This is a genomic window from Luteipulveratus mongoliensis, from assembly GCF_001190945.1.
Lineage (GTDB): Bacteria > Actinomycetota > Actinomycetes > Actinomycetales > Dermatophilaceae > Luteipulveratus > Luteipulveratus mongoliensis.
This window is the reverse complement of sequence record NZ_CP011112.1, coordinates 3,228,554-3,245,386: the sequence shown is the minus strand read 5'-3', so window position 1 is coordinate 3,245,386 and position 16,833 is coordinate 3,228,554. Positions and strand designations below refer to the sequence as shown.

Below are 16,833 nucleotides of genomic sequence, written 5' to 3'. Positions count from 1 at the left end.
ATGGCAGTACGCCGGCCCCGCGCGATCGCGGCGCAGATGCTCGTGTGGCACCTCGCTGTCGTGCTCCTCGTGGTGGCTCTCGGCGTGGGCCTGGCCTGGTACGACGCGCGCCGGGACGCGTACGACGTTGCTCGCGACCGTGCGCTGGAGGTGTCCCGCACGGTGGCGTCCGCCCCCGACGTGACCCGCGCTCTCGGCGACGCCGATCCGAGCAAGACACTGCAGCCGTACGCCGAGCGGGTCCGTCACGCGACAGGGACGGACTTCGTGGTGGTCATGAGCACGAACGGTGTGCGGTACTCCCACCCCGACCCGAGTCAGCTGGGTGGCCACTTCCGCGGATCGACCGGACCCGCGTTGCGCGGTGGCGAGGTGACCGAGACCTACAGCGGCACGCTCGGGCCGTCGGTGCGCGCCGTCGTACCCGTGCGGTCCGGCGACCGGGTGGTCGCTCTTGTGTCGGTCGGGATCACCTTGCAGCAGGTGAATCACAAGGTCTGGGAAGCCCTTCCGGCCGTTTTGCTCGTCGCGGCAGGGCTCGGAGCGCTCGGTCTGGTGGGCGCGTGGCTGGTCGGGCGACGCCTTCGTCGTCAGACGCACGGGCTCGGCGAGGTCGAGATCACCCGCATGTACGAGTACTACGACGCCGTGCTGCGTGCGGTCCGTGAAGGACTCGTCCTCCTCGGACACGACGATCGGGTCACCCTCGCCAATGACGAGGCGCGGCGGCTGCTCGACCTGCCTGAGTCGTACGACGGCAAGACGCTGGCCGAGCTCGGGCTCGTCACGCCGGACACCGGACCCGAGCTGCACGACCTGCCGGTCGTGGTCGGGGACCGGGTGCTACTGGTCAACCGGGCGCCCGCGCGGTGGAACGACCGGGTCGTGGGGTCGGTCGTGACATTGCGTGACCGCACCGAGCTGCAGGAGGTCACGGCCGAGCTCGACACCGTCCGTGGCATGGCGGCGGCACTGCGAGCGCAGAACCACGAGGCGGCCAATCGCCTGCACACGATGGTGTCGTTGGTCGAGATGGGTGAGACAGAGGAGGCTGTCGCGTTTGCGACGGACGAGCTCGACCTGGCCCGGCGGTTGACCGATGACGTCGTCGGGGCCGTCCAGGAGCCGGTCCTGTCGGCGCTCCTCCTCGGCAAGTCGAGTCAGGCCCAGGAACGTGGCGTAGCGCTGGTCGTCGACCCGGACAGCTCGGTGACGCACACGAGTCTGTCCGCGCACGACCTGGTGACGGTCGTCGGCAACCTGCTCGACAACGCCATCGACGCGGCCCAGGGCACTGCCGAGGCGGTCGTACAAGTGCTGGTGAAGTCCGAGGACGACGGACTGATGGTTGCCGTCGATGACAGCGGACCTGGGATCGCCCCCGAGCACCGGGACCAGATCTTCGAACCCGGCTGGACCAGCAAGCCGGATACCCAGGCGCGCGGGCGCGGTGTCGGTTTGGCGCTCGTCGGGCAGGTGGTGCGCCGGCACGAGGGCTCCACCGAGGTCGGGCGCAGCACGCTCGGTGGAGCGCGGCTGACGGTCCGCGTCCCGGCGAGGCGTACGCCATGACCGTGCACGTGCTCGTCGTCGAGGACGAGCCGGTCGCAGCGCGTGCGCATCGCACGTTCGTCGAACGGATGGCCGGCTTCGAGGTGGTCGACGTCGCCGGTACCTTCGCCGATGCGGTCCGCGCGCTCGGTGCCCACCAGGTCGACCTGGTGCTGCTGGACATGCAGCTGCCCGACGGCCACGGCCTGGACCTGCTGCGCCAGCTGCGGGCGACCGCCCACCCCAGCCATGTCATCGCGGTCACCTCGGCGCGCGACGCCGACGTCGTACGACAGGCCGCCTCCCAGGGCGTCGTCGGCTACCTGCTCAAACCGTTCACGGCGGCGATGCTGGAGGCCAAGCTGCGGCAGTACGCCGACTTCCGGTCAGCGCTGGAGACCACGGCATCGGTCGACCAGACCGCCGTCGACGCGGTGTTCGACGCGATGCGTCCCCGTCGTGAGGTGGCACTCCCCAAGGGTCTCAGCGCCGAGACGCTCGTCAAGGTTCGACAGCTCCTCGGTGGGTCAGACCAGGCGCGTACGGCATCCGAGGTCGCGGACCGGATCGGGACGTCACGAGTGACGGCTCGTCGCTACCTGGAGTACCTCGCCGACGCCGGGCAGGTCGATCGGTCGACGCGACACGGCGGCTCGGGACGGCCGCACGTGGAGTACCGCAGCTCGTAGTCCGTGACCGCGCAACGGGCCGTAAGTGCCAGTGCACTGTGGTGCCACCACAGCGCGGCGCCAACGGCTCCAATGGGACCCGGTTACATCGCATCCTGACGCCGTCCAGGCGTCACCCCTTGTCCGACCGGTCGGTAAGTGGCCTTCCGGCCGGTCGGGCAACCTGGGGGCTGGACATCGTCCGTCGTTCGAAGGCTCGCCGACCAGGCTCCCCGACAGTGTCGGTGGACTCTCCTAGCCTGCGAGTGTGCGCCTGATCCACACCTCCGACTGGCACCTGGGACGGTCGTTCCACGGGGTCGGGCTGCTCGGTGCCCAGGGGCGCTATCTGGACCATCTGGTCGATGTCGTGCGGCAGGAGCAGATCGACGCCGTCCTCGTCTCCGGCGACATCTACGACCGTGCGCTGCCCAGCCCAGACACGGTCGCCCTGCTCGACGACGCGGTCGTACGACTCCTGGACGCGGGCGCCGCGGTGATCCTCTCGAGCGGCAACCACGACTCGGCCACCCGGCTGGGTTTCGCTTCCCGAGTGCTCGAGCGCGCCGGCCTGCACATCCGTACGACGCTGGAGTCGGTCGGCACGCCCGTCACCCTGGGCGACACGCACGTCTACCCGATCCCGTTCCTCGAGCCCTCCCTGGTCGCCGACGAGCTGGGCTGCCAAGACCGGACCCACGCGGCGGTGCTGCGCGCCGTGATGTCGCGGGTCACGACTGACCAGCGCTCGCGAGGCGGTCAGTCGGTCGTGATGGCTCATGCGTTCGTCACCGGTGCCACGACCTCGGAGTCCGAGCGCGACATCAGTGTCGGAGGCATGGGCGCGGTGCCGGTCGAGGTGTTCGACGGGGTCGACTACGTCGCCCTCGGCCATCTGCACGGTGCCCAGCAGCCGCGCGAGCACGTCCGCTACAGCGGGTCGCCGGTGGCCATGTCGTTCAGCGAGACCGGCCACGTCAAGGGTTCGTGGCTGGTCGACCTGGACGGTGCCGAGCCCTCCTTCACCTTCGTCGAGGCACCGGTCGAGCGGCAGCTGCACCGGTTGCGCGGCAATCTCGACGACCTCCTCGCCGGGCCGACGTACGCGCCGGCTGAGACGGGCTGGTGCCAGGTCACGCTGACCGATCCGGTGCGACCGCTCGGGGCCATGGAGCGCGTCCGGTCTCGGTTCCCGCACACGCTCCAGCTGCTCTTCGACGGTCCGACCGACCAGATCGCGGCGCGCAGCTACGCGCAGCGGACGCGTGGCCGCTCTGACATCGACGTGTGCTGCGACTTCCTGGAGCACGTCCGTGAGGGTGCGCCGGCGTCGGACGAGGAGCGTGAGGTCTTCGCGAGCGCGCTCGCCGAGTCCACCGTGGCCCGGCGGCGTCGGGATGACGAAGGCGAGGTCGGCGACGTCTCCGTCGGGCGGAGCGGGGTCGCATGAGGTTGCACTGGTTGCGAATCGAGGCATTCGGTCCGTTCCCCGGCGTCGAGACCATCGACTTCGACGCGCTGTCCGAGCAGGGCGTGCACCTGATCCACGGCCCCACCGGCGCGGGCAAGACCACGATCCTCGACGCAGTCTGCTTCGCACTGTTCGGCCAGCTCCCCGGCTCGCGGCACGGGCAGCGCGAGAGCCTGCGCAGCGATCATGCGGGCGCTGGTGCGGTGCCGACCGTGACGCTCGAGGCGACGGTCGGCGGGCGACGGCTGCGGATCGAACGCTCCCCCGAGCACCGGGCGCCCAAGAAGCGCGGCGCCGGACTCACCCGTCGCCAGGCCAAGGTCGTCCTGCAGGAGCAGGTCGGCGGTCGATGGTCCGGTGTGAGCACCCGGCTCGATGAGGTCGGCGACGTGATCGAGCAGGCACTCGGGATGGGACTGGATCAGTTCGCTCAGGTCGTGCTGCTCCCCCAGGGTCAGTTCGCGGCCTTCTTGCAGGCACGGCCGGACGAGCGGGGTGCGGTGCTGCGTCGGCTCTTCGACGTCCAGCGATTCGCTGACCTCGAGGAATGGCTGGCCGGACGCCGTCGCGACGCAACGTCGGCAGCCCAGGACGCCCGTACCCGCGTCACCACCGAGCTGCGCGTCCTGGAGTCCGTGCTCAGTGAGCTCGCTCCCCAGGACGAGGAGACCGTGGCGTGGAGCGAGCTCGAGCACGCTCAGATCCCTGAAGCTCTGCGCCGTGAGCGGAGTGCGGCCTCAGCAGCAGCGGACGCCGCGATGGCGGCGGCGTCCCGCGCTGACGCGGCCGCAGATCGGGACCGGGAGCTGTTGGTTCGGGCTCGCCAGACCTTCGACCTGCAGCAGCAGGCACAGCGCGCGCAGGCCGACCTCGATCGGCTCGATCAGCGCGCCGCCGACCTCGACGCGTGCAGGGGCGAGCTGGCGCGCGCCCGACGCGCGGCCCAGGTCGAGCCCAGCCGCCGGTCAGCTGGTCGCGCCACGCAAGAGCTGCAGCAGGTTCACGCGGACCACGAGAGTGCGCTGGCTGCCCTGGCCCACATCGCGCCACGTGCCGGTGCCATCGACGCCGAGCACGAGGAGGCGCTGAGGCTCGGCAGCGACCGTCTTCGGGAGGGCGTCGGGCTGGTGCGACAGGCCCGGTCCGCAGGCGCCGAGGTTGCCCAGGCGGCACAGGCGTTGACGCGGGTGACGGCTGCGCAGGCGCAGCATCACGAGCTCTTGGAGCGTGCCCGCCGACGCGTGGACGCGTTGGAGGCACAGCTCGAGGTCGCCCAGCGAGACGCCGCGACGCGGGCGGCTGCTGAGGCTCGGCTCGAGCAGGTGCGACAGGCTGAGCAACGACGCGACCAGGTCACGACGGCACGAGTGGCCCTGGGGTCCACACGGGCTGTGGCCGCCGAGGCGACCGCCTCGTTCGCGTCCGCCGAGCGTGACGTGCTGAGGTTGCGGACCGTACGCCTGGAGCACCTTGCCGCGACTCTGGCCGACGGTCTCGATGACGGCGCACCGTGTCCGGTATGCGGCTCGCCCGAGCACCCTGACCCGGCCCGTCTGACCCTGCTGGACGTCTCCGAGGACACTCTCGACGAGGCCGAGGAGCGCGCGACCGCAGCCGGACTGCGGCTGCGAGACGTCACGGCACGGGTCGCGGTCGCGGACGCTGCGGTGACGTCGGCCGAGGACGCCCTGGCCGAGTCCTGCGTTCGTCTCGATCTCGAGCTCGGCGCTGACGGCGCGCCTGAGGATGCTCCGACCCCGGACCGGCTCACGATCCTCCTCGACGAGATCACCGCGCAGGTCGAGACGGCGCGGGCGGCCGAGCTGCGGCTGGCCGAGCTGGTGAGCGAACGGCGTACGACGGTGGCGCAGGTCGCCGCGGTCGATGCACGGCGCGAGGAGCACGAACGACAGCACGCGGTCCTGCAGGCCGCTCAGGACGCAGCTTCGGCTCGACTGGCCGACCTGCTCCTCAGGCTTGAGACCCTGGAGCGGGAGCACCGCGCCGACTGTCCCTGCGAGATGTGGAGGTCGCGCGCCCACGAGCAGGCAGATGATGAGTCGACGCTCGAGGCCCACGCGCGCGCCTGGGACCAGAGCCGACGCCGGCATGATCAGGTGAGTGCCGGCGTACTCGCTGCTCGTCGAGCCGAGGCGAGACTGACGAGCGCCCAGGACGCTGCCACCCGTGCCACCGACGATCTGGCGACGTTGCTCGACGAGCACGGATTCGCCGACGCGCAGCTGGCATCGGCGGCATGGCGTGATCAGGCGAGAGTCGAGCAGCTGCAGCAGCAGATCGACACTCATCAGACAGCGCGGGAGCGATCCCTTGCGGTTCTCGAACAGCCAGCGGTGGTGGCCGCCCGCGAGCAGGAACGCCCGGACCTCGAGCAGGTGCAGCACGCGGCCACGGCGGCGGCGCAGCGAGCGCGCGAGGCACACGCCACGATGGCCACGTCACAGCGAGCGGCTGCTCGGCTCGACGTGGTCAGCCGCGACCTGCTCGCGGCGTTGGCGGCGTGGCGACCGCGTGAGGCCGAGCTGCGTGCGGTCACCTCGATCGCGGACACGGTCAACGGCGGTGGGGACAACCTCAAGAAGATGCGGCTGTCCTCCTACGTGCTGGCCGCCCGTCTCGAGGAGGTCACGCGGCTGGCCAACGAGCGGTTGACGGTGATGACAGACGGCCGGTTCGAGCTGGCTCACTCCGATGCTCGCGTCAAGGGCGGGCTCCGCAGCGGCCTGGGCCTGGTGGTGCACGACGCCTGGACCGGTCAGACCCGCGACACCGCCACTCTGTCCGGCGGCGAGGCCTTTCTGGCATCGCTGTCGCTGGCTCTGGGCCTCGGGGAGGCGGTCCGCCAGGAGTCTGGTGGCGTGGAGCTGCAGACCCTCTTCGTCGACGAGGGCTTCGGCTCGCTCGACGAGCAGAGCCTCGAGCAGGTGATGGCTGTCCTCGACACCCTGCGTGCCGGAGGGCGAAGCGTGGGGATCGTCAGTCACGTCGCCGAGCTGCGCCACCGGGTCACGGCGCGCATCGAGGTGGCCAAGACGGAGTCGGGCTCCACACTGCGGGTGCACCTGGCCGGAGCGCCCGCCGCCTGACGTCGCAAAAGCGGATGACGGTCGGACGGTCCGGCCGGTAACGTTCGGGCGGTCTTGCACCGACGACGAAAGGAGATGCCGTGCTCGCCTCACGCACTCGCGCTCTCCCTCACCGAAAGAGCGCCTGACCTTCCCCGAAAGGAAGGCGCAATGTCTGACATCACCATCGTCCGTGCCACGGACGACGCACACGTGATCGAGCTGTGGTCCCACGCGACGGCCCGCATCGACTCCCCGTCCAACCACCGCTACTTCTCCGAGGGCTACGCGCAGTTCGGGCTGGATCGCGGACTTCGTTCTCCCGCTTACACATTCGCGGCCCTCGACGATCAAGGCCATCAGGTCGGTCTCGTGGCCGGACAGGGACGCGAAGCACCTGAGGTCATCGACGTGATGGACCTTCCGTCCGACCGGCCAGAGGCCGGGGTCGAGCTGCTGCGCCACGCGGCGGAGACGATGCGCGACGAACACGCGCTCGACGAGCTCGCGCTGATCGTCTTCACCCCGCCGAGTGATGTGCCGACGGAGCTCGCGGACGTCGTACCCGTCGTGACCGCCGTGGAGGCGGCGGGGTTTGCGCCACTGGTGCAGCGGCGCAACTATGCCCTGCGACCTGCGGATGACACGTGGTCGCCGACGCCGACCCGGTTGCGACTCGATCCGGTGTCATCGCTCGACGACCCTCGGCTGCGGGCGATGCACTTGGCTGTTCTGGAGGGCTCGCTCGACGCTCACCACGTCGACGGACTGCAACGCCACACGGTGCAGGAGGTGTCGGACGAAGAGCTCACCTTCATGCTCAAGGCGGACGGCATCGAGTCGTTCTTCCTCGCGGTTGATCCTGACGGGCACGACGTCGGCCTCGTGGTCGGATCGTCCTGGGACGGCACGCCGCGCGGGTCCGTGTCCTTCGTCGGTGTGCACCCTGATCACCGTGGTCACGGCTACGCCGCGCAGCTGACGACAGCGATGACGACGCGGCTGAGCGAAGCGGGCGTCGAGGAGATCATCGCGGACACCGATGTCACCAACGTGCCGATGGCTGCGGCCTTCGGGTCGGTCGCCTTCCCGCAGATCCAGACCCGCCTGGACTACGTCCTGCGATAGGCCGTCGTACGATCCCGCGTGGCTGCGATGTAGGCAGCCCGCGGGGTCGTCCTCGGACATGCCCCGGTCCCGGCCATATGGCGGGCGTATCGAAAAACGGATACGGCACCGCAACCATGCTCCGTCTTCAGTGGAGCCATGGACCACAGCGGTTCATGGCGAGGCCGCGCTGTCGCGGCTTCGGAAGGTGACCACGAAGAGGAGTGCGTCGTGTCGTACAAGAACGTTCGTCCGCGGCTGGGAACGGCCGGTCTGGCTGCCGGTATCGCCATGCTCATGGTGGCTCAGGCGGGACCTGCCAGCGCCACCGCTGCAACGGCGCGGGTCGACAACGTGCAGAAGGCGATGGACGAGCTGGCCAGAGTTCCCGGGGTCGTCGGGGCTGTGGGCGGAGCATACGTCGACGGGAAGCCGATCGGCTTGGCCAGTGGCGGCACTCGGTTGCTGGGCGGCAAGGGCGGCAAGATCCCGGCAGACTCTCGCTTCCGGATCGGGTCCCAGACCAAGGAGATGGTGGCCACTGCGGTGCTGCAGCTGGTCAACGAGGGCAAGCTGAGCGTGGACGACAAGCTCAGTGATGTGCTGCCGGTGGTGGCGAAGAAGGATCTGGTGACACGGGCCGACGACATCACGGTGCGGCAGATGATCCAGCACACCTCCGGCATTCCTGACTGGTACGCCGATGAGCCCAAGCCCGACGGGACCGAGGGAGACATCTCATTCGACCCCTTCGACTTCACGACCTACTACCGGCCACTCGAGCTGGTGAAGTGGAGCCGCGATCGGCCACGGACCGGCGAGCCGGGCGAGAAGTTCTCCTACTCGAACACCAACTACACCCTCCTCGGCCTGATCATCGAGCGGGTGACCGGCAACAGCCTTGCCACGGTGCTGCACCGGCAGCTGTTCGGTCCACTCGGGATGACCAAGACCTACCTTGCCGTCAAGCCGCCGGAGGGCATCAAGGGGCCGCACGGCCACGGCTACTACCCCGACGGTGACGGCAGGCTGCGCGACGTCGACCGGTTCAACGCCAGCTTCGGCACGGGAGCCGGAGGGGTGATCTCCACCGCGCACGACATGAGCGCCTTCCAACGGGCCTTCAACCAAGGCAGGCTGCTGCCGCCGGAGCTCCAGCGAGTCATCACTGAGCCGGTGCCACATCACCCCTACCAGGCCCAAGGTCGCAGCGACTGCGGCAGCGATTTCAACGTCCTGGGCGGGTCCACCGCCGGCTACTTCACCTTGACTATCTACTCAGATGACGGGCGTCGTCAGCTCTCGATGTCGGCCACCTTGAGCGTCAAGGACCCCGCCGAGGCGGCCCAGGCCATGGGCAAGGCCGTCGAGACCATCTTCTGCCCGTCCGCCTAGCCGTTCGGCGTCGTACCTCGGACAACGCCTGGACGCTGGCACGCGGTGTGCCACGCTTGGCTTCGTGCGCCCCATCACCCAGTCCTCGAAGCTGCAGAACGTCCGGTACGACGTCCGCGGAGCGATCCTCGTCGAGGCCGAGCGGATGGAGGCTGAGGGGCACCGCATCCTCAAGCTCAACATCGGCAACCCGGCACCGTTCGGATTCGAGGCGCCGGACGCGATCCTCCAGGACATGATCCGCAACCTGCCGACCGCGCAGGGCTACTCCGATTCGCGCGGCATCTTTTCCGCGCGGACCGCCGTGGCGCAGTACTACCAGGAGGAGGGCCTTGCCGATGTCGGCGTCGATGACGTCTACATCGGCAATGGGGTGAGCGAGATGATCTCGCTGGTCCTGCAGGCCTTCGTGGACAACGACGACGAGATCCTCATCCCCGCACCGGACTATCCCTTGTGGACCGGTGCGGTGAGCCTCGCGGGCGGACGGCCCGTGCACTACATCTGCGACGAGGACAACGGCTGGAACCCTGACCTCGCCGACATCGAGTCCAAGATCACCGAGCGCACCAAGGCGCTGGTGCTGATCAACCCCAACAACCCCACGGGCGCGGTCTACTCCCCCGACATCATCAAGGGGTTCGTCGAGCTGGCTCGCAAGCACGACCTGGTCCTGCTGTCCGACGAGATCTACGAGAAGATCCTCTTCGACGGCGCCGTGCACCACCACACGGCGACCTACGCGGGCGACGACGTGCTGTGCCTGACGTTCAGTGGCCTGTCCAAGGCGTACCGAGTCGCCGGCTTCCGTAGCGGCTGGGTCGTCGTCACCGGCCCGCGCTTCCGTGCGGAGAACTTCCTCGAGGGCCTAACGCTGCTGGCCAACATGCGGATGTGCGCCAATGTGCCCGCCCAGCATGCGATTCAGACCGCACTCGGTGGCACGCAGTCCGTCGAGCAGCTCCTCCTGCCGGGCGGTCGGCTGCTCGAGCAGCGCGATGTCGCCCACCGCCTGCTGACGCAGATCCCCGGGGTGAGCTGCGTGATGCCGATGGGCGCTCTCTACTGCTTCCCTCGCCTCGACCCGGACGTCTACACGATCGACGACGACGAGAAGTTCGCGATCAACCTCTTGCGCGCCACTCGGATCCTGATCACCCACGGCACCGGGTTCAACTGGCCCGGTACCGACCACTTCCGGCTGGTCACTCTCCCCCGCGTCGAGGACCTCACCGAGGCGATCAACCGCATCGGCGACTACCTCGCCACCCTCCGCACCTGACGATCGTCAGGACTCGTCGTACGCCTCGGGTGAGGGGCAGGAGCAGACCAGGTTGCGATCGCCGTACGCGCCGTCGATCCGTCGGACCGGCGCCCAGTACTTGCGCAGCGGGTCGACACCGGACGGGTACGCCGCCTCGGCGCGGGTGTAGGGGTGGTCCCACTCGGTCGTCAACGAGATGGCCGTGTGCGGCGCGTGCCGGAGCACACTGTCCGCGACGTCGACCTTGCCGTCAATGACCTGCTGGATCTCGCCGCGGATGGCGATCATCGCCTCGCAGAAGCGGTCGATCTCGCCGAGGTCCTCGCTCTCCGTCGGCTCGACCATCAGCGTGCCGGCCACCGGGAACGACATCGTCGGCGCGTGGAAGCCGTAGTCGATGAGCCGCTTGGCGACGTCGTCGACGGTGACGCCTGACTCCTTCGTCAGACCGCGAAGGTCCAGGATGCACTCGTGCGCGACCAGGCCGTTCTCGCCGGCGTACAGCACCGGGAAGTGCTTGCGCAGGCGCGTGGCGATGTAGTTGGCCGACAGGATCGCGGTCTCGGTCGCCTGGGTCAGACCCGCCCCACCCATGAGGCGGACGTACGCCCACGAGATCGGCAGGATCGACGCCGAGCCGAACGGGGCCGCGGAGATCGGACCGACGCCGGTCTGCGGCCCGGCCTCCTCGGAGAACGGGTGATTGGGCAGGTAGGGCGCGAGGTGAGCGCGCACCGCGACCGGGCCGACACCCGGACCGCCGCCGCCGTGCGGGATGCAGAACGTCTTGTGGAGGTTGAGGTGCGACACGTCGCCGCCGAAGGTGCCCGGCTGAGCCAGCCCGACGAGCGCGTTGAGGTTGGCGCCGTCGACGTAGACCTGACCGCCCGCCTCGTGCACCAGCGAGCAGAGATCGGTGATGGTGTCCTCGAAGACGCCGTGCGTCGACGGGTAGGTCACCATGATCGCCGCGAGGCTCTCGCCGTGCTCCTTGATCTTCTGCTTGAGGTCCTCCATGTCGACCTCGCCGGTCGGAGCGGTCTTGACGACGATGACCTTGAGGCCGGCCATCACCGCACTGGCCGCGTTGGTCCCGTGCGCGGACGCCGGAATCAGGCAGATGTTGCGGTCGGAGTCACCATTGGCCTGGTGGTAGGCGTGGATCGCCAGCAGCCCGGCGAGCTCGCCCTGCGAACCGGCGTTGGGCTGCAATGACACCGAGTCATAACCCGTGATGTCGCACAGCCACTGCTCGAGATCGGTGATCAGCTCACGGATGCCGACGGTCTGGTCGGCCGGCGCGAACGGGTGCAGGTTGGCGAACTCCGGCCAGGTCACCGACTCCATCTCGGTGGTGGCATTGAGCTTCATGGTGCAGGAGCCGAGCGGGATCATGCCGCGGTCCAGCGCGTAGTCCCGGTCGGACAGCGCGCGCAGGTAGCGCAGCATCGCGGTCTCGCTGTGGTGGCTGTGGAAGACCGGGTGGGTGAGGAAGTCGTCCGTACGACGGAGCTCGGCCGGCCAGGTCGGCTCACCGTCCTGCGGCTCCGGGATGTTGACCCCGAAGGCCGAGGCGACGGCGTGCAGATCGTCGGCCGTGGTGGTCTCGTCCACGCTGAGCGACACGTGGTCGGCGTCCACCCGCCAGATGTTGACGCCGTGCTCGACCGCGGCCTCGACGACAGCATCTGCCCGCCCCGGGACGATCGCGGTCAGGGTGTCGAAGTAGTGCTCGGTTGTGGTCTCGATACCGGCCGCGTGCAGGGAGTCGTGCAGCGCGACCGCCTTGGCGTGGGTCTCCCGCGCAATACGTGACAGACCGTCGGGTCCGTGCCAGACGGCGTACATCGAAGCCATGACGGCCAGCAGCACCTGGGCAGTACAGATGTTGGACGTCGCCTTCTCACGACGGATGTGCTGCTCACGGGTCTGCAGAGCCAGGCGGTACGCCGGTGCTCCGTCGACGTCGACGCTCACGCCGACGAGGCGGCCGGGCATGGTGCGCTCAAGTCCGGCGCGCACGCTCATGTAGCCGGCGTGCGGGCCACCGAAGCCCATCGGCACACCGAAACGCTGCGTGGTGCCGACCGCGATGTCGGCGCCCCATGACGCAGGGGACGTGAGGAGGGTGAGGGCGAGCAGATCGGCGGCGGCCGTGACCAGGGCTCCCGCGGCGTGCGCAGCCTGCGCCAGACCGGACCAGTCGTGGATGGCGCCGTCGGCACCCGGATACTGGACGACGACGCCGAAGACCGCGCGTCCGTCGGCGGCGGCCGTCAGTGCAGCCTCATCGGCGACCCCGGTCAGATCGGCGACGACAATGTCGATCCCCAGAGGCACGGCGCGGGTCTGGGTGACCGCGATCGACTGCGGCATCACCTGAGCGTCGACCAGCAGGACCGCGTCCTTGGCGGCCTTGCTCCCCCGCCGCATGAGCGTCATGGCCTCGGCGACCGCGGTGGACTCGTCCAGCAGGGACGCGCCGGCGGTCGGCAGCCCGGTCAGGTCGCTGACCACGGTCTGGAAGTTGAGCAGCGCCTCGAGCCGGCCCTGGGAGATCTCCGGCTGGTAGGGCGTATAGGCGGTGTACCAGGCAGGGTTCTCAAGGATGTTGCGGCGTACCACCGGCGGCGTGTGGGTGCCGTAGTAGCCGAGCCCGATCATCGAGCGCAGCACGGTGTTGCGGTCAGCCTTCGCGCGCAGCTCGGCGATCACGGCCGGCTCGGACTCGGCGGCCTGCAGGTCAAGCGCGGCAGTGGCGCGGATCAGGCCCGGGATGGCCTGCTCGACCAGTCCGCCCATGCTCGCCTGGCCGATCAGCTTGAGCATGGCCGATACGTCGTCGTCCGAGGGGCCGATGTGTCGGCCGACGAAGTCAGGGGTGTGGTGCTGTGGCGCGTGGGTCATGACACTCCCGGTGGTGAGGCGGCCGCGCGTGCCTGCTGCACGGGCGGGTGCGTCTCCCCCTCTGTCGCGGACGTGCCGCTTCAGAGCTGCCTGATCCGGGCGGTCCTGGCGCCTGAGAGGTTCCGGGGAGTTTGCCCCTTCGGCGCCCCATCGTCAGATGCGATGGGGACTCTCCCGTCCGGTGTTTTCGGCGGGGCCAAATCTACCAGTGCGCGCGGTGAAGCCCATCCAGCCACTCAGATCAGCGGGGAGGTGCGGTCAACCCGCGTTGCGCTGCTCCCGGCGTGCGCGCAGCTCGTCGTCGGGGTGGACGGCCGGCTCCTCGTCGTCAGGACGCTCGCTGGGCAGCTCGGCGAGGCTGCCCTCGACCTCGCGCCAGACCGAACCGACCGCGATCCCGAAGACCCCTTGGCCGCCGCGCATCAGGTCGATGACCTGGTCGTCGGACGTGCACTCGTAGACGGTCGCACCGTCTGACATGAGCGTGATGCCGGCCAGGTCCGAGACACCGTGGTCACGCAGCGCGGCGACCGCGATACGGATCTGCTGAAGCGAGACGCCGGTGTCGAGCAGGCGCTTGATGACCTTGAGGACGAGAATGTCGCGGAAGCTGTAGAGCCGCTGATGACCCGAGCCGGACGGGTTGCGCACGGACGGCTCAAGGAGACCGGTGCGGGCCCAGTAGTCGAGCTGTCGGTAGGTGACTCCTGCGGCGCGGCAGGCAGCCGGCCCGCGGTAACCGACCGAGTCGGTCATCTCCTCCGGCAGGACCTCGGTGAACAGTGCGCCCTGTAAAGGCGTTGGGGTTGTCGAACCTGTCGACCGTGCTTCGCCCGTGGTAACCACGACAACCTCCGAGTGACTCGTCCTGACGGACGTCCTGCCGACTGGTGACTTGTCCTTGACGCTATGCCTGGCCAGGGGCACGGTCAACGACCGAGGGGTCCAGCGGTCGGCGTGTCGCGTGGACTCCGGTCAAGTCTTGAGTTGTAGTTGATCGTTAGTCTTCGCGCGGCGTCTCGCCGCCCTCGCCTGGCGGCGCCTCGAAGTCCTCGGCCGAGACCTGGTCGAGAAACTCGCGGAACTTCTCCACCTCATCCTCCTCCTCAACGGGGACGACCACGCCGACCTCATCGAGAATGCCCTCGGCCACCATGATCGGTACCTGCGCGCGCAGCGCCACGGCGATCGCGTCCGAGGAGCGCGAGCTGATCTCGGTCGTACCGTCGATCACGAGGGTGGCGTAGAAGATCTGGTCCTCCATCTTGGTGATGCGGACCTCGGTCAACGAGTGGCCCAGACGATTGACCAGGTCGACCAGCAGGTCGTGCGTGAGTGGCCGCGGAGGCGTCACCCCCTGCTGGGCGTACGCGATCGCCGTGGCTTCCGGCGCACCGATCCAGATCGGGACGTGGCGTTCGCCGTCGCGCTCGCGCAGCAGCACGATCGGGTTGTTGGTCGGCATCTCGACCCGGACGCCCATCACGTCGACCTGTTTCACAACCACCACGCTACCCCCTGGGAGCGCGGGCGATCACTGCTCGTGCAGACCCGCGCGGACGAGCGCCACATGGAGGGAGAGGCATTGCGCGAGTACCTGTGCGCGCTGCTCGGGAGTAGTGCCGCCCACCTGCTCGACCAACCCGATCTCCCGGTCGGCCGCGAGACGGAACGCCCGCAGGTGCCGACCCTGTACGCCGTACGCCGAGAGAGCGTGGGCGGCCCGAGCCACCGTCAGGTCGGACTCGGTGAAGTGCCCGTCACCATCCGGCCGCACGAGGTGGAACGTCACGAGCTCGGCCACCTCGGCGTCGGTCAGGCCGCTGCCCTCCGCGAGCTCACGCGGGGTCAGGCGGAGAACTCGCGGAGCCTGTGCCAGGGACTCGGCGTCCGGCACCTCTGCGTTCTCCGTTGCCGCCGGCACGTGAGGCCGTCCGGAGGGTCCGGCGTCGGGCTGCAGGCCGCGGTCGAAGGCATCCAAGGCATCACGAATCACCTTGAGCGGCCAGAACTTGTCGCGCTGGGCTGCCAGCACGAACCGGAGCCGCTCGATGTCTCGCTCGGAGTACTCGCGGTAGCCGGAGTCACGGCGTTGGGGTGAGACGAGCCCTTCAGCGTCCAGGTAGCGGACCTTCGAGACCGTGAGGTCAGGAAAGTCGTCCTGCAAGTGCGCCAGCACGGCGCCGATCGTCAGCCCGCGCCCGCCGCGAACGGTCTCGGCGGGCGCGTCCGACTTGTCTCGCGCGCTCGATCGGTCCGGCATCGTGGCCTTGCCGGGCCTGGTGGTCACGACGCTGGCTGGGCGCTGCCGTAGTAGACCAGGCGGAACTTGCCCACCATCACCTCGTCACCCGTACGCAGCGGCGCTGAGTCGACGAGCTGCATGTTGACGTAGGTGCCGTTGAGCGACCCGACGTCCTGGACCTCGAAGCCGCCGGTCGTGCGACGGAAGATCGCGTGCCGACGCGAGACGGTGACGTCATCGAGGAAGATGTCGCTGTCCGGGTGACGGCCCGTGCTCACCTCGTCGGCATCCAGCAGGAAGCGCGCTCCGGTATTAGGCCCGCGCAGAGCGATCAGCAGCGCGGTGCCGGGGCGCAGCGCCTCGACGGTCGCCTGGTCGGAGTTGGACAGACGGCTCTCGCCGTCCGGCACGAACTCCGGGCTCCCGGGTTCGGTGAAGGACGGCAGCCGTGCCGTTGTCGCATCGTCGGCGTAGCTGCCCGAGCCCTGTGGCTCGAACGCATTGTCGCTGACCCGGCCCTCGTCGGGGTCGCCCGGCTGGGAACCCCGGTCCTGGTCGGACATGTCCACCTACCTGTCGTCGTACGTCGGTCAGACCTCTCGTGGAGGTCTGAGGTCAGGCAGCCAACCTTAGGCGACTGCCGGGACATCAAGCGTCGGAATCCCCAGGCTTGACCTGGGGTCCGAAAAGAGGTCGTGCGGGCCGGCTCAGCCGAGGGTCGCCTGGTACGCCGCGACGTCCAGGAGTGCCTCCAGCGCCGCCGCGTCGGCGACCTTGAGCTCGTACATCCAGCCCTCGCCGTAAGGGTCGCTGTTGACCAGCTCGGGTGAAGCGTCCAACGCCTCGTTGACCGTCACGATCTCGCCCGTCAGCGGTGAGTAGAGGTCGCTGACGGACTTGGTGGACTCGACCTCGCCGCAGCTGTCACCAGCGGTGACGCTGTCGCCCGCCGCCGGCAGGCTCACGTAGACGACGTCACCCAGCGCGTCCTGAGCGTAAGCGGTGATCCCCACACGGACGACGCCGTCGCCCTTGTCAGCCACCCACTCGTGATCGGTGGTGTAGCGAAGGTCAGCGGGGTACTCCAGCTCGCTCATGCAATCTCCTTGGTTATCAGGGAATCTCGTCGATGCCGTGAC

At 69.0% G+C, this 16,833-nt stretch carries 13 protein-coding genes and 1 riboswitch; of the genes, 7 read left to right on the top strand and 6 right to left on the bottom strand.

Going from position 1 to position 16,833, the window contains the following annotated elements; genetic code table 11:
• The 7 genes from VV02_RS15425 to VV02_RS15395 all read left to right on the top strand — a co-directional run bounded on the left by VV02_RS15425 (window position 1) and on the right by VV02_RS15395 (window position 10,560).
• Entirely contained in the window at window positions 1–1,572 is a 1,572-nt protein-coding gene (locus VV02_RS15425; RefSeq protein ID WP_052592842.1) for a sensor histidine kinase, read from the top strand.
• Complete coding sequence (locus VV02_RS15420; protein WP_052592839.1) at window positions 1,569–2,240, top strand: response regulator; 672 nt, start codon at window positions 1,569–1,571, stop codon at window positions 2,238–2,240. Before VV02_RS15425 ends, VV02_RS15420 begins: the two co-directional genes overlap by 4 nt.
• Before the next feature lie 247 nt (window positions 2,241–2,487).
• Window positions 2,488–3,669: an exonuclease SbcCD subunit D gene (locus VV02_RS15415; protein ID WP_052592838.1), complete on the top strand. Its 1,182-nt coding sequence runs from the start codon at window positions 2,488–2,490 to the stop codon at window positions 3,667–3,669.
• Window positions 3,666–6,797 (top strand): AAA family ATPase, encoded by a 3,132-nt coding sequence (locus VV02_RS15410; protein WP_083450202.1) that lies wholly within the window; start codon window positions 3,666–3,668, stop codon window positions 6,795–6,797. Before VV02_RS15415 ends, VV02_RS15410 begins: the two co-directional genes overlap by 4 nt.
• Window positions 6,798–6,947: 150 nt before the next feature.
• Window positions 6,948–7,904, top strand: coding sequence for a GNAT family N-acetyltransferase (locus VV02_RS15405; protein ID WP_052592833.1), 957 nt, complete (start codon window positions 6,948–6,950; stop codon window positions 7,902–7,904).
• A 210-nt stretch (window positions 7,905–8,114) separates the two neighbouring features.
• Window positions 8,115–9,278, top strand: coding sequence for a serine hydrolase domain-containing protein (locus VV02_RS15400; protein ID WP_169787698.1), 1,164 nt, complete (start codon window positions 8,115–8,117; stop codon window positions 9,276–9,278).
• Between the two features lie 64 nt (window positions 9,279–9,342).
• Window positions 9,343–10,560: a pyridoxal phosphate-dependent aminotransferase gene (locus VV02_RS15395; RefSeq protein WP_052592829.1), complete on the top strand. Its 1,218-nt coding sequence runs from the start codon at window positions 9,343–9,345 to the stop codon at window positions 10,558–10,560.
• 6 nt (window positions 10,561–10,566) lie between these two features.
• Here the strand turns inward: VV02_RS15395 and gcvP are convergent, their stop codons facing one another.
• The 6 genes from gcvP to gcvH all read right to left on the bottom strand — a co-directional run bounded on the left by gcvP (window position 10,567) and on the right by gcvH (window position 16,791).
• Complete coding sequence (gene gcvP / locus VV02_RS15390; protein ID WP_052592826.1) at window positions 10,567–13,449, bottom strand: aminomethyl-transferring glycine dehydrogenase; 2,883 nt, start codon at window positions 13,447–13,449, stop codon at window positions 10,567–10,569.
• Window positions 13,450–13,539: 90 nt separating this feature from the next.
• A riboswitch (glycine riboswitch) is annotated at window positions 13,540–13,636 on the bottom strand.
• A gap of 71 nt (window positions 13,637–13,707) precedes the next feature.
• Complete coding sequence (locus VV02_RS15385; protein WP_083450200.1) at window positions 13,708–14,205, bottom strand: MerR family transcriptional regulator; 498 nt, start codon at window positions 14,203–14,205, stop codon at window positions 13,708–13,710.
• A 244-nt stretch (window positions 14,206–14,449) separates the two neighbouring features.
• Window positions 14,450–14,950 (bottom strand): bifunctional nuclease family protein, encoded by a 501-nt coding sequence (locus VV02_RS15380; RefSeq protein ID WP_052597080.1) that lies wholly within the window; start codon window positions 14,948–14,950, stop codon window positions 14,450–14,452.
• 33 nt (window positions 14,951–14,983) lie between these two features.
• Window positions 14,984–15,739: a transcriptional regulator FtsR gene (ftsR, locus tag VV02_RS15375; protein WP_245633098.1), complete on the bottom strand. Its 756-nt coding sequence runs from the start codon at window positions 15,737–15,739 to the stop codon at window positions 14,984–14,986.
• A complete protein-coding gene (locus VV02_RS15370; RefSeq protein WP_083450558.1) occupies window positions 15,736–16,257 on the bottom strand; it encodes an FHA domain-containing protein in 522 nt (173 codons plus the stop codon). Before VV02_RS15370 ends, ftsR begins: the two co-directional genes overlap by 4 nt.
• A gap of 144 nt (window positions 16,258–16,401) precedes the next feature.
• Window positions 16,402–16,791, bottom strand: coding sequence for a glycine cleavage system protein GcvH (gene gcvH / locus VV02_RS15365; protein WP_052592823.1), 390 nt, complete (start codon window positions 16,789–16,791; stop codon window positions 16,402–16,404).
• Between the last annotated feature and the right edge of the window lie 42 nt (window positions 16,792–16,833).